This is a genomic window from Telluribacter sp. (genome assembly GCF_035998675.1).
In the GTDB taxonomy this organism is placed as follows: Bacteria; Bacteroidota; Bacteroidia; order Cytophagales; family Spirosomataceae; genus Telluribacter.
The window spans coordinates 99,653-112,344 of the sequence record NZ_DASYHI010000008.1; the positions used below are offsets into that span (position 1 = coordinate 99,653).

The 12,692-nt window shown below is 49.0% G+C and carries 14 protein-coding genes; 3 read left to right on the forward strand and 11 right to left on the reverse strand.

The window, feature by feature from the left end:
* Nucleotides 1-40 precede the first annotated feature (40 nt).
* Both VGN67_RS03580 and VGN67_RS03585 read left to right on the forward strand, forming a co-directional pair.
* Nucleotides 41-1,357, forward strand: coding sequence for a hypothetical protein (locus tag VGN67_RS03580; RefSeq protein WP_327485397.1), 1,317 nt, complete (start codon nucleotides 41-43; stop codon nucleotides 1,355-1,357).
* A complete protein-coding gene (locus VGN67_RS03585; RefSeq protein WP_327485398.1) occupies nucleotides 1,336-1,980 on the forward strand; it encodes a hypothetical protein in 645 nt (214 codons plus the stop codon). Before VGN67_RS03580 ends, VGN67_RS03585 begins: the two co-directional genes overlap by 22 nt.
* Before the next feature lie 168 nt (nucleotides 1,981-2,148).
* On the opposite strand, the gene VGN67_RS03590 is transcribed toward VGN67_RS03585, so the two are convergent.
* The 5 genes from VGN67_RS03590 to VGN67_RS03610 form a co-directional block, all read right to left on the reverse strand.
* On the reverse strand, nucleotides 2,149-2,421 hold the full coding sequence (locus tag VGN67_RS03590) for a Txe/YoeB family addiction module toxin (protein ID WP_327485399.1): 273 nt from the start codon (nucleotides 2,419-2,421) through the stop codon (nucleotides 2,149-2,151).
* Entirely contained in the window at nucleotides 2,418-2,669 is a 252-nt protein-coding gene (locus VGN67_RS03595) for a type II toxin-antitoxin system Phd/YefM family antitoxin (protein ID WP_327485400.1), read from the reverse strand. The genes VGN67_RS03590 and VGN67_RS03595 overlap by 4 nt, the downstream gene beginning before the upstream one ends.
* A 282-nt stretch (nucleotides 2,670-2,951) precedes the next feature.
* Entirely contained in the window at nucleotides 2,952-3,917 is a 966-nt protein-coding gene (locus tag VGN67_RS03600) for a tyrosine-type recombinase/integrase (protein WP_327485401.1), read from the reverse strand.
* Between the two features lie 348 nt (nucleotides 3,918-4,265).
* The gene (locus tag VGN67_RS03605; protein WP_327485402.1) at nucleotides 4,266-4,442 is read right to left on the reverse strand and encodes a hypothetical protein; all 177 of its coding nucleotides are present in this window, start codon (nucleotides 4,440-4,442) and stop codon (nucleotides 4,266-4,268) included.
* Nucleotides 4,443-4,539: 97 nt separating this feature from the next.
* Complete coding sequence (locus tag VGN67_RS03610; protein WP_327485403.1) at nucleotides 4,540-5,913, reverse strand: helix-turn-helix domain-containing protein; 1,374 nt, start codon at nucleotides 5,911-5,913, stop codon at nucleotides 4,540-4,542.
* 208 nt (nucleotides 5,914-6,121) lie between these two features.
* Here VGN67_RS03610 and VGN67_RS03615 point away from each other — a divergent pair, with 208 nt between their 5' ends.
* Nucleotides 6,122-6,439: a hypothetical protein gene (locus VGN67_RS03615; RefSeq protein ID WP_327485404.1), complete on the forward strand. Its 318-nt coding sequence runs from the start codon at nucleotides 6,122-6,124 to the stop codon at nucleotides 6,437-6,439.
* A gap of 75 nt (nucleotides 6,440-6,514) precedes the next feature.
* On the opposite strand, the gene VGN67_RS03620 is transcribed toward VGN67_RS03615, so the two are convergent.
* From VGN67_RS03620 to VGN67_RS03645, 6 genes are all read right to left on the reverse strand, one after another.
* Nucleotides 6,515-7,954 carry a replication initiation protein gene (locus tag VGN67_RS03620; RefSeq protein WP_327485405.1) on the reverse strand — a complete coding sequence of 480 codons (1,440 nt, stop codon included), beginning with the start codon at nucleotides 7,952-7,954 and terminating at the stop codon, nucleotides 6,515-6,517.
* Nucleotides 7,955-9,186: 1,232 nt separating this feature from the next.
* Nucleotides 9,187-10,170: a conjugative transposon protein TraN gene (gene traN / locus VGN67_RS03625; RefSeq protein ID WP_327485406.1), complete on the reverse strand. Its 984-nt coding sequence runs from the start codon at nucleotides 10,168-10,170 to the stop codon at nucleotides 9,187-9,189.
* 34 nt (nucleotides 10,171-10,204) lie between these two features.
* Nucleotides 10,205-11,620, reverse strand: coding sequence for a conjugative transposon protein TraM (gene traM / locus VGN67_RS03630; protein WP_327485407.1), 1,416 nt, complete (start codon nucleotides 11,618-11,620; stop codon nucleotides 10,205-10,207).
* Nucleotides 11,621-11,624: 4 nt separating this feature from the next.
* Nucleotides 11,625-11,864, reverse strand: coding sequence for a hypothetical protein (locus VGN67_RS03635; RefSeq protein WP_327485408.1), 240 nt, complete (start codon nucleotides 11,862-11,864; stop codon nucleotides 11,625-11,627).
* Nucleotides 11,865-12,482 (reverse strand): conjugative transposon protein TraK, encoded by a 618-nt coding sequence (gene traK / locus VGN67_RS03640; RefSeq protein ID WP_327485409.1) that lies wholly within the window; start codon nucleotides 12,480-12,482, stop codon nucleotides 11,865-11,867. It abuts the gene before it with no gap.
* On the reverse strand, nucleotides 12,479-12,688 hold the full coding sequence (locus tag VGN67_RS03645) for a hypothetical protein (RefSeq protein WP_327485410.1): 210 nt from the start codon (nucleotides 12,686-12,688) through the stop codon (nucleotides 12,479-12,481). Before VGN67_RS03645 ends, traK begins: the two co-directional genes overlap by 4 nt.
* Nucleotides 12,689-12,692 lie beyond the last annotated feature (4 nt).

Here is a 12,692-nt window from a genome sequence, read left to right on the forward strand (position 1 = left end):
TACTACCGCCCGCCACCAGCGCGTCGATACACTGGCCTACGTGCCCGGCCAATGGCATTACTTCCGGGTAGAGGTCGATTTGTCGGGCGGCGAAACGACGGTGGGGCGCTATAACCTCTACGTGGACGATCGGTTGGTGGCCGACTACGTGCCGCGCGAACGGGCCAGCACCGAGCGACTGGCCTACAACAAGGGGTATAGTTCCATCGGGCAGGTCAACACCTTCGCCGTGAAGTCGGCGGGAGCGGTGGTACTGGACGACCTGCTGGGCATCGGCTACGCGCTGACGGGCCGGGACCACTACCCCTATGCCCCCGAAACGTTCCTGGACGAAAATTTCCAGGGAAAACCCGACATCGTCGACTGGAATGCCCCGGCCTACGACGACCGCCTGTGGGAAACGGGTCAGCTACCGCTGGGTCACGGTTCGGAGCGCTTCGCCGAGGAAGACCTCTACCTGCGAAAAGAAGTTAAAATAGGTACTTTTCAAAAGGCTTTCCTTAACATCGAAACTCTGGACCCCGGCGGGGAGGTGTGGGTCAACGGGCAGCGCGCGGCGGTTATCACCGAACGCTATCCGCTTCGGATCGATATCAGTTCTTTTCTAAAGCCTAACCAGGCCAATCTGATCGCCGTCAAGGTCAATCATTTCATGCTGACTGAGGCGGTAGGCGAGTTGATGCCTCATTCGCTGATCGACCTGAACATCGGCTGGCAGGCGGGGCGAATGTCGCTGGATTTGCTGGCGGCCGCCCACATCGAGTCGGCCAACGCGCACACGCTGCCGCTAGGCGATAAGGCTGACGTGGCCCGTCTTCAAATTCAGGTCAACTTGAAGCACGAGGGCACATTTCGGGGTGAGGTTGCCATCGCCCTTTTCCCCTGGTATCCCACCGAATCGGCCAAAGCGGTAGCTACGGTCACTGTGCCTGTCGATTTCACAGACAGTCTGACGCTCATGCCCGTGCTGACGGTGAAAATCCCGAATCTCTGGACCGCCGAAAATCCGGCCCTTTCCCGGGTGCAGGTGACGCTGGGCGATAATAAGAAAAAGGCGATCGACGATTACGCTTTTGCTACCAAGCTTCGCACCGTCGATCAGCAGGGCGGACATTTCCGGCTCAACGGGCAGGTGTCCATGCTCAACGGGGCGCAGATCATGGGCTTCCGGGGGCCGCTCGACAAGATGGCCGTTTGGCAACGCTGTCCGCCCGTGGAGTGGATCGCCAGGGAACTGCTGATGGTCAAAAAAAGAACGGCAACCTGCTGCGCATCCAAGATCACGCCTGGGAAAACTCGACCTCCGAGGGCATCAACGACCCGCGCATCGCCGAAATGGCCGACCAACTCGGCGTGATGCTCATCTGGACGACGCCCTCCTGGATCAGGACGGGCAACGACTGGCGGCAGATCGACTTCGCCGACATGCCGCGCTATATGCGACAGGTGATGAATCACCCCAGCATCGTGGTCTGGGAGGCGTCCAACCACCCGCAGAGCTTCAAGGGCAAGCCCGTCACGGAGTCCGATGCCTTTGCCGAAACGATATACAACACCGTTTATCCCGTCGATTCGAGTCGGTTGATTTTCCTTTCGTCCTACCTGATGCACCTGCACTACGGCAATGACCTGGGTACCATCGACTACCAGGGCAATCCCATCAAAGCCTCCTGGGCCTACACCGCGCCGATGGTCACGCGCGGCAACCAGGACTCGCCCACGGGCTACACCAAAGACTGGTCGGAACTGCGAAGGTGGCCCGACGCCTACCGCCAGGACCTGCTCGACAGTCCTGAACTGGCCTATTTCGATTTCGAACACGAGGAGTCGATCGCCCAATCCAACTGGAAACTGTTGCGCGGCAAGCCCTACTATCGGATGCATTCCTACGAATGGCCGTACGACGAGGGCACTATCGGCCGGAAACTGACGTTGGACAAATGGCCGGAAAGCCAGGCCTGGCAGGCGTTCTCGGCCTAGGAAGCCATGAAGAAAATGCGCTTTTTGGACTACGATGGCTTCTCCTGGTGTACATTGCACGGCGGGCCGAACTCGGGTACCTACATGAAGCCGATCACTTGAAAATTTGTCCTCGTAGGACGTGCCACACCATTCTGGCAGCGAAATTTTGGGTTTTGACCTGACATGTCATTGGTGGTGGCCTTTCGCGGAGATAACGGTGACGGTGATGGTCATTTCATCGACGGCATAAACGAGGCGGTGCTCCCGGTTGATCCGGCGTGACCAGAAGCCCGCCAGGTCATACTTCAATTGTTCCGGCTGGCCGGTGCCGGTATACAGGCGCTCCGTGAGCTCGTCGAGCAGTTTCCGGATTTTCCTCAGCACCGGCTTGTTACCTGACCTTTTCAGTTTTTCAATCCCTTCCAGCGCCTTATCGGTAAAAGTAATCCGATAGCTCACAGTCCCAGGAGCCGGTCGAAGTCCGCCTTATCCACTTGTGTGGTTTTACCAGCCTGGTATTGGGCGATGCCTTCCTGGATCTCGGCCCTCACCTGAGGATCCATGAAGTAGCGGTCTTTTTCACCCACTGGTGTGAGCACATAGGCTCTCCCTTTCCCCCTTAGTATGATAATTTGCTGATTACTGTCTGCCAGGTCCATGTATTTCTTTTGGTTGTCGCGGAATTCGCGGGAGCTGATCACAAGCATAGCGCATTGTTTTTGTGTACCGTTATGGTACACAATTTAGATAGAAATAGTTCAAGAAGAAATGCCTCCCAAGAAATTGGTAGTGTACTGAGATGTATGCCGGGTCATAGGCAACTCAGCCGGGTGGTAAAAAAGTTGCTAGTGGATCAACTCTTGGAACGAACCCACCCCCGGGTACCCAACCATCCGCAGCAGCGACACAAAATCACCGACCGGGATGCCTTTTCAAGACTAATTGACCCCGTGAAGGGTACCTACCCTTGATCCTTCAGAAGTTCCGCCTCACAGTCCCAGCTTCATGGCAGCATTATGCCTGACGACCTGCTGCACGCGGGTATAGCGGTCAATCATCGTGCGGGTGCGGTGCTTGGTTTGCTGCATGATTTGGGAGTCGTCGGCCCCGTTCAGCTTGGCGATGGTCACAAAGGAAGCCCGCAGCGAGTGGGCCGAGTATTCCTGACCCAGGTACGTTTTGGTGGTGCGGTCCACCTGCTTGTCCGAGAGCCGGTCCTGAGTCATCTGGTGGCCTTTGCGAATGCGCACAAAAAGCGGTCCGGCCGTTCTACTTAACAGACTGGTGTAATCCTGCAGGGCTCGCACGGGGCAGGTCTCGGGGTCTGGACTAAAGAACAGCGCCTTCTGCTCGGTTTTTCCGTACTGGTTGGTCTTACTACCCTGGTAGGAAACCACCGCTCCTTCCCGGGTGAGCTGAATACTTTCTATATTCAGGGCGACCAGCTCCGAGCGGCGGAAGGCGCCCACGAATCCGAGCAGCAGCAGGGCCCTCTCGCGCAGTCCGGTGGGTGTGCGGGGGATAGACCGTATCTTTTCCTTGAATTCTTCGATCTCAAAAGCCAGGGCCTGACCCGGCTCGGTCCCCAGGCTGCGCTTGATGCCCTCCAGCACGGTCTGCACCGTGTCGTCCAGGGCGGGGTCAGGATGCTTATTCAACTTATGCCACTTGCGTATGGCGGCCAGGCGGCGCGAGAGGGTGGCCCACTTATGCCGGTTAGCCTCATTGGAGAGGTAGGCGGCCAGTGTAGCGGGCGTCAGGGGCAGGTCGGCAAGCTCCCGCTGTTGTAACCACTGGCGCAGCTGCCTCAGGTCAGAGCGGTAGGCGGTCTGCGTGTTGAGGGCACCTTCCAGCCCCCGGCGGAAAAAAGAGGCTGTCTGCTGCGCCAGCTCCTCGTGCGTGGCGAGCCTTAGGGTTTGTCCGGAGATTTTAGAGGCAATGGTTGGGTGAGCCATGGAGCATGGAGTAAAATGTAGAGGCAAGATAGCCAAATTCGGGTTATGTCCAATAATTAAAGGTTATCGGACATAATAATAAAAATCATGTACCCGCTTTTGCTCAACATAGAGGTCTGAATGGTGGCCCTGAGATTTCAGTGTATGGAATCCTAGTTGCCCCCGGGAGGCTACACGCAAATCTCAGTTCACTGAATCTGTCAATATTTGGAGGGAAAGAATCATCCCGCCCCGGCGGACATGATGTAAACTGGGGTTTTCCACGGCGCCTGGTTTCAACGGGGCGGATCTATACGGAAATAGCTAAGTGCTTAGCTTGATGTGGAATTCATAAGTACATGGTCCGCCTCAGATACAGCCCGCAATGGCCTTGAGTGCTATGAGGTTGTTGCCGTGGATTATTTTTTTGGTGTTGCTGGTAGAGGAGGGGGTACCTCCCTCGTCGGCGGTAAAGCCATATTCGTGGTTTAGTACCTGGTAAGTTATATCGAGATGGTAATTGACTACTTTGTTTTTCCAGTCCAATGGCGGGTGGGCATGGAGTGTAACGTTAGTATTTTAGTATCTTAACATTTTGTAATAATAAAACAATGAGATATTGATATATTATTATGCTAAAATGTTAAAGTTGATCGCTTAGTTGCCAATAGCCTCCCCGGTCAGAGCCTATGCGTTTCAAATCGCCATCATGTTTCATTTGGTTTATTTGATATTCCACTCCTCGTCGCGTCAGTCCGGTTGCCTGCGTCATTTCCTTAATCGTTATCTTTGGGTTAAGCTTAATCAACTCACTTATCTGTTCTCTGGAGGTTTTCTCCACAGTTTTCTCCACAGTTTTCTCCACAGTGCGAACTGGTCGTCGTAGTGTAACCGTAAACATGCCATGTGTTCGGAATTCAGGAGTGGGTAATCCAGCACCGCGCATCAGATCATTCATGCGCATAATACCTGAACCGATCTGCTCCACAAGGTGCATCCGGGAAAACAGCCCGAAAACAAGCGGGTTGCGGGAAAGACTGCTTTGCCCAAAATCCTCGATACGAATACCACTAACCAGGCCCCCGGGGTTTCTGATTTCGACCCGATCGGTAAAGACCTCGACAGTAGTCACCGCGCCTTTCTCGTAGTAGTCGCGGTGAGACAGGCTGTTAATGATCGCCTCCTTAAAAACATTTTCGGGAATCTCCCAGATTTCTTTCCGGGGTTTGGAGCCCTGCCCTTCGATGTCGTAGCGGACGTTCACTTTGCCCCGCAACCACTGCATGGCGCGAAGGTATTGTTCATGCAGACAGCCACCGAACGGCTGATCGTCGATGATGAAGCGCTTATCCGTGCCCTGAAAGGCCACACAGCGAACGATTGCCTTTTCTACGTACGCCTGTGGATCCTTACCAAAAAATAAGACGGCTCCCTTCTTGATTTTTTTCTCCGGGGTATACAGTCTCAGGTTTTGGAATATCTGCTCCTGCGACACCGTCCGGCTTAGGCGGGCCTCGGCCAAAAACTCCGCCAGAAAAGCTTCGTCTAGTTCGGTATCCGGGTTAAAATTCGGGCAGGGGGTTTCGTCGAAATATACCCTTTCCGCTTGCTGGAAAAAATCACGCATCTGCTCGGCCGTCGTCAGCTTTTGGGTATTGGGTCCCTGCCGCACGTATATTGCACCGGATAGCACATAAGGTTTATTTGGCCCGGAAGGTACCTCAATTACGCCAACGGTCTTACCGTCTACCTCGACTACCGAAAGTTCACAGCGCAAGGGGGGAGAGATGTCGCCCAGGCTATTCTGAATGGCTGATCGCCTGGCATTATCGAGCTGAATACCCTGAATCTGATTATGGTCATCCACACCCAGTAGTAATACACCGCCGGCTGCGTTGGCAAAAGCGCACACCTCTTCCGACAGCTCCCGCACCTTGGAGGGTACTGAAACTTTGAACTCGGCGTTATAACCTTCACCGTTTGCGGCCAGTAATTGGATTGATTCAGGCGTTAGCATAGGTTTGTGTGTAAAACTAACATTTCTTATTACCAAATCTGTATATAGATATTGCTTAATAGTTGAAATATTAAATTGTTGAAATAGGTACTATGAATATTGTCTATTCAAACTTTTCAAGGGATATCATAAATATAAATATTGTAACGATATAATAACATTATAAAAATATTTTATATATTTACATCAAATACCAAAACATCCTGCCATGCCTAAATTAGACCGCTCCGATTTTAAATATAACGCCAAGGTATTTGAGAAAACGTGCCTCTGGTGCGGGACTACCTACTACGCCAGCCGATCTACCGCCAAGTACTGCTCCAGTACCTGCCGCGGATACGCCAACCAGGCCAGCAAAATTGAGGAAGCCGTGCCCTGGGACGAAACCGAAAGAACCGTCGACGCTCTCCTATCTCAGCTCGCTTACCTGAAAGGACAACTCTCCCACTATATAAAAGAGAACGAAAGGCTTCAGCAGGAGCTGGGGCTTTTGCGCAAAAATGGTAAAGCTACTGATCAGAAGTAGTTAGCTGCTGCCCTCCCCTACCCCACTACCTTTCAGCCTATGCGGAAGCCCTGATTTATCTTTAATGAAAACGGACTACTTTCTCCCCTTTTCCAGGCTATATATTTTTTCTTCCAGGGGAATCACCGAAGTAAAGATACCTGGATAAAGCTGTCTGGCTATACCTACCAATATGCCAGAAAGAGCCGGATCTTCTAGGTTTTCATTAAAGCTCAACTTATTTTTATAATACGAACTAAATAGTCCCATTTTCAGTTTGCTGAGTATCAGTGTCTGAGCATCTTCCTGGCTTTCAACAAGTTCCCTGAAAAGTTCAATGCACTGCCCATGAGCCTGTTCCCTTAGTTCTTCAATCTGTTTCTGAACCTGGTCGGTACTTGCTACCTGTTGCTTTTTACCCGTTAAAACTCTCTTAGCCTCCTTTTGTACCTGTTCGGAGTCGATCAGGTCAGCCGTTGCTACCATTTTTTGCAAATAAGCCCCCATATTTTTCACCTTACCCTTTAGTCCCTGTTGCAGAGCATAGCGTATCCCCCGTTCGATTTGTTCATAGGGATACTGGCCAATCCACTTTTCAAGGGTAGTCCTGGAAACATACCTGCTTATATCCTGGTAAAGCTTGTCCAGAGGGTCTTCTTTATTGGCATCTTCGACATCCGCTATCTGATACTCATCAAACTGCTCTTCGCCAAAGTCTTTCTTCTTTGCCGGGATTCCTTCTGTACTACCTGACAATGCTTTTCCAGAAGAATGGGCCGATTTGGTTTGAGTTAAACGGGTAGTTTGCCTGGCCTCCAAATGAAAAACTACCGACTCTACCGCTCTTCCGGCTTTTTTTTCCTCTAAATAGGTAACCATTAAATCTGTATTCTTCTCCAGATCAGCCATTCCCTTCTTAATAATTTTCTGCTTAAAATTTCCGTATAGAGGATACTCATGATCATCAATAGCTAGAATTTCCCTCAGTCTCTCGATGGTATAGGCGGCTTTTCTGTTGCCCAGATTGTATTGATGCTTAAGAATAATGTACAGTTTTAAAGAGTAGGGGCTTTGGATCTGGGTAATATTTCTAACATCAATCGTAAGGTACTCTCTTTGCAACTGTAACAGGTAGGGTTTCAACTTAGCATTAAACTTGACCCGTATGCGATTCTGTTCGCTTTCTTTGACTGGCTCACTTGTTTCATCTATCAGGTGAATAGTAGTTTTATATATTTCCCCATCTTCTTTCCGTTCGAAGATTACAAATTTTTTGTTGAAAAGCCTTTCGGCGGCATCGCGTATAGCTTCGTAATACCTGCCATCATCACTTAGAGAAAAGAGTTTAAGAATGTCCTGCGTTCTGATCTCATATTCAACAAAATCATGATCCTCAGGCAAAACCATCGTAAGCATGGTCATAAATACCCGAAACTCATGTATATCCATTTTCGAGGTAGCTTCCACCAGGCCCCTCTTTCCACCCTGCATCCGTATCAAATAACGGTCTTGATAGTTGTTTTTCTTTCTGGCCATACTTTCTCCTAAGGTTTCTGCAAGCTACTTACAAAAATAAGGATCAATTTAATATAACCAACATCTCTATAAGTTATAGTTCTCAGTATTTTCGTGATCAAGGTTATAGTTCGCCGTGATACAGGTTATAGTTTAGCGTGAAAGCCGTTATAGTTGCCGTGAAATCGGTTATAGATATCGTGAAATCAGTTATAATTAGGACCATGAACCTCTGATTTACAATAGGTTATGGGGGTAAAAGTTAAAAAAAGAAAAAAAGAAAAAAACACACAAAAGCGCCTGTTCTTTTTAAGTTAGGTAAAAAATGAGGCTATTTATAAAATATTGATCCTAAACTAACCGGTTTCTGTAGTATTATCCCCAAGAAAAATACCATTTCAGTGCATTAAATTAAAATTTACCCGGCTCCGTGAAATCGGTTATAGTTATAGAGCCAAACAAAGGCTCTTCTCCGTGAAAGTGGTTATATATCGAGCAGCCAGGCAAACCCATTCCCTCCGTGAAATCGGTTATAGTTCAGGAACAGACCTGGGCTCGCTTCCGTGAAATCCGTTATAGTTAACGGGTTTATCCCGTTAGCACACCTTTCAGGAAGTCCTTTTGGCTAACCTTGGAAGAATTCTGACCAGCCCTAAGATAAGCTCCATTTTTGCATCTACTTTCTCCGTGATAATGGTTATAGTTGGTCTATGGTGATCCACCTGATTTCCGTGAAATCGGTTATAATACGTGCGCTGCTCCTAATTCGCTCTCCGTGAAATTGGTTATAGTTTAAGCATACCTGCTCCCTCTGGTTTCCGTGAAAACGGTTATAGTTTGCTTTGGCCTTCCCCAATGTGCTCCGTGAAATCCGTTATAGTTGATGACTATCAGCTTCCCGGGCCTCCGTGAAATCAGTTATAGTTGGTATTTATCTCCTCCGTTTCTCTTCAACCATATAGTCTTCTTTTTATCGTTTCTATATGTAATAACTTGGTATTTATATTTATGTTTTAAAATTAAAATTTTAAATTAATTTCTAAATCTCCTCAATTTGTTGCTTTTCCTATAAAAGTGTGTATCATCTGAAATGCCTGGATTCTTAACTTCCGTAAAGACTTCCTCCTGACTTTTGAATGGCCTATTAGTTCATGATCGGTTTGAAAAGAGTAGCCCCGTATGCTGACAGGCATACGGGGCCGATGACGACAAACCTCTTAAATCTGTTATCACCTGCAAACATAGCCCATTTACTATAAGCCCAGCGGCTTGACTTTAAGAAGAGTTTCGTTGGTGAATTGAAGTTTGAGATGCCGCCCTCCCCCCTTCTCGTAAATTTCCATTTCCAACACTTTTCCGTCGGTTAGGGTGTAGTAAGGAATGGATACCACTTTTTCCAACTTCTGTAGTCCATTCAGGTGGGTAACATTTTCAGGATACTTCATAATCGCCGGGATTTCTTCCTGTTGCTCCGCCATGCGCCTGGCGTGGGTTCTATCCCGGACAAAAAGTTTGATGAAGTCAATCTGGTAGGGCATGTAACTCTTGTTTTTTAATTCGAGTTTGAGGTACAGTACATTGTTCTTATCCAGGTAAATCCCTTTTAGAAATACCTGAAAATCATTTCCCCGAACTCCTGTACGTCGGATATTATCCTTTCGGGCCAACGCTTCCCTGGAAGAATACATGATGTCATTCTCATTGAAACTACCCGAAGGCCTAACAAAGGAGTTAGATCCAGCATTTAAATCCTTCCCTATTCCCAGTGCTAGTGTAGCCTGAATATCGGCAGCCGTGTTATTAGTCATATTAAGGTTGAATACTGTCGGGTTTTCATTAAATCGCACCAGGAAGCTGTACAAACCACCGTCCTCCGTAAACACTGTCATGTTCGTTTCCTCCATAAACCCCTTACTATCCGACTTGACACGGAGTACGTTTAGAATTTTTTCGGGGACCATCGCAATGATCGCATCGTTTCCAGCGTCAAAATCCCTGATTTTTGATGGAAACACGATGTGGGTAGTCTTATTGTAGGACAACTCCAGGGGGTAACTTCCCCTTACAGAAGCTTTGGCGATTGGAAGCATATAGGGATACGGGTCCAGGACAATAGGTTGTAGAACTTCTGTTCTTCGAATAGCGCTATTGGGAATCAGGGAATCTATTTTGGCGGACTGACCATGAACACAGGACAGACCTGCCAGCATCATTCCTGCCAGGTGAAGTAGTTTCATTACGATAGATTAGTAGTTTTATTTTTCTTAGTCTCTATTCATCGGTGTCCTCACGGGCAGGTAGGTTGGAGGTTGGGCCATTCCCGGACCGCAAGAGGAGCTGATAGTTGGGTTTAACCAGTGCCCTTGCCTGCTGTGCCTTCCGGTTAAGTAGATTCTTCCCTGCATTAAGCGCAACGCCTATACCCTGACTGGCCAATTGACCTCCCACCTGCTGACCAACTGATCCGCCGATTATATACCCCGGATTTGCCAATTGGGAGGAACCCTGTACCAGGGCATTTTGAACCTGTTGCTTGATCTTCATATCAGGTACATATAAGCCTTTACGTCCGTCGAGGTCATAAGCAACCAGGTTAACGGTATAGAGGTAGTTCTCCAACCGTATGGTACTAACGGTAATGTCTATACGGTCACCGCTAATTCTTCCGACCCCGTAAATCAATGTATTTACGGGAAGGACCAGGGGTTCCCCTTCGATCAGTATAACCGTTTCTTCCTGCATCCGAACTGCAACGGAGGTACCGTTGGTAATAGTAATTCCATCCCCGTCCCCGTGTACCACCGCCCTGATGGAACCTCCGACCCTGGAGGGTCTGGTGTTGCTGATCTTGTGACCGTTCAAACTATAGAATGCATTTCCACCTTCTCTTCCATTGGTACCAACCATTCGTGAATAGGGCATTACTTCATAAGTGCCCGACGTGGTTTCTGGAGATTCTGTCGTCCGCTGGGGAGCTTGTATAGTTAGGTCAGGATCAATTCTACTTACTGTCACCCCCTGGTTTTGCTGTTGGATCTGCTTATCAAGTATAGCCAGGAGCTTATCATTGGCCGTGAGCCGCTGCTCTTCTTCTCTTTCGGTCCTTTCACGTTCCCGCTTTTCTTCCTGGCCCAAGGATGGAGTTCGGTACATACTGTTGATTGACGTTTGCACCTTCCGGTCATACTCCCGCTGAAGAACTGTCTGCTGGTTTCGCATCCCGTTTTTCTTTTGCTGGCTGGTCATTTTCATGGCCTCATACGTAGCCGGTGTACCCTGCGGGGTACCTACGCCCATTTCCCGGGCCAGCTGCTGGGTGGCCTGGTTTGTATTGGCATCTAAGCCTACTACGTTGGCAGCCTCTCCACTCAGCATTCTGGAATTGATATTTGAATTCTCATCCAGGGAGATTCCAATGCCATTGACGTCAGTCAGCGCGGGTTCTCCCGAAGTAGCTCCATACTTCTTTTCTTTATCAAGCTCTTTTACTTTTGCCTCCGGAATGGTCATCACTACACCGGACATCTCCCTGCTGGTGTCATGGGGGCTACCAATCCATCCTTGGCGGGTACCCAGGAATCCCACTGAAATCAGGAGTGATACCGGAAGGAGTAACCGAAATATATGCCTGGACGGCAGGGAGAGTTGTTTAGCCTTTTCGGCCTTTAGATCTACTTTTTCTGACATAGTATTAGTATAGTAAGGATATCATCAAATGGGCAAAATAGCAGAAGGCCGCCAGCCACAGGAGGGCTACCACTATTCCGGTAGCTCGGGCTCCTACCCTACTTTGTAAGGTATTCAAGCCTTTCCCCAGTTGCTCCACTTTTCGAATGCTCTTCTTTCTAAGGCCAGCTCCCAGGTCATAGCCTGCGGGAGGCTGATCCGGCTCCACCCTTTTGGCTATTCGCCCTATATACCTGTTATTCATTTACCGAACTATTTCCTCCCTTGCTTCACTACGCTGGGTGATCCGGAAGTTCCGGAGCAAAAATCCCTGTGGATTTACTTCCGAACGGGTAACATCGACCAGAACTGCCTCGGAAGCCAGCAATCGGGTACTCTTGTTAGTGGCCCGCTCCTGAATAATTTTGAATACCGTCCGAACCTTGTAGGGGTACTTCTTCATATCTACATCCACCTTCTCTACTACTACTTTCTGATTGGTGTTGGTTTGGATGAGTTTCTGGTAGAAGGTATCCTCCTTCAATCGGTCGAAGGTTAGTTTTACCGACTCATCAGCCAGGAAGGAGGCCTTAATGAAATTGGCTTCAATGGACCTGGCATCGGGCGGATTGGTAAAGAAGAGCTCATGAAAACGGGTTACGTGAAAAACCGCTTCGGCGGGTCGGTTTTCCAGTACATTAGCGCTGAATGCTTCCAGTGCCACGCCCCGGTTCACCACAAAAATCCTTTTTGAAGCGTCGGCCGCAAACTTAAAAGCCACGATAACCGAAGTACAACAGAGCAACAGGCAACCCACCACAACGGTTAGGACCAGTAATCTGGCACGCTGGTGCCCTTTCTCCAGATCAATGAGCTCTTTCATTTTTTAATTTTGATTTCGTTGCCGGTAACCTCAAATATCTGTAATGTAACTCCCTGGTTATGGATGTACGTCAGACGGGTAGCCTCCCGGTACTTATGAATGGACCAAAGTAAACAGCACAGGGTTAGGGTGAGGGTCAGTACCATTATCATGATGGCCTCCAGTTGAATCCGTACATAACTCTCGTAGATTGATTTCTTTCCCATTTGT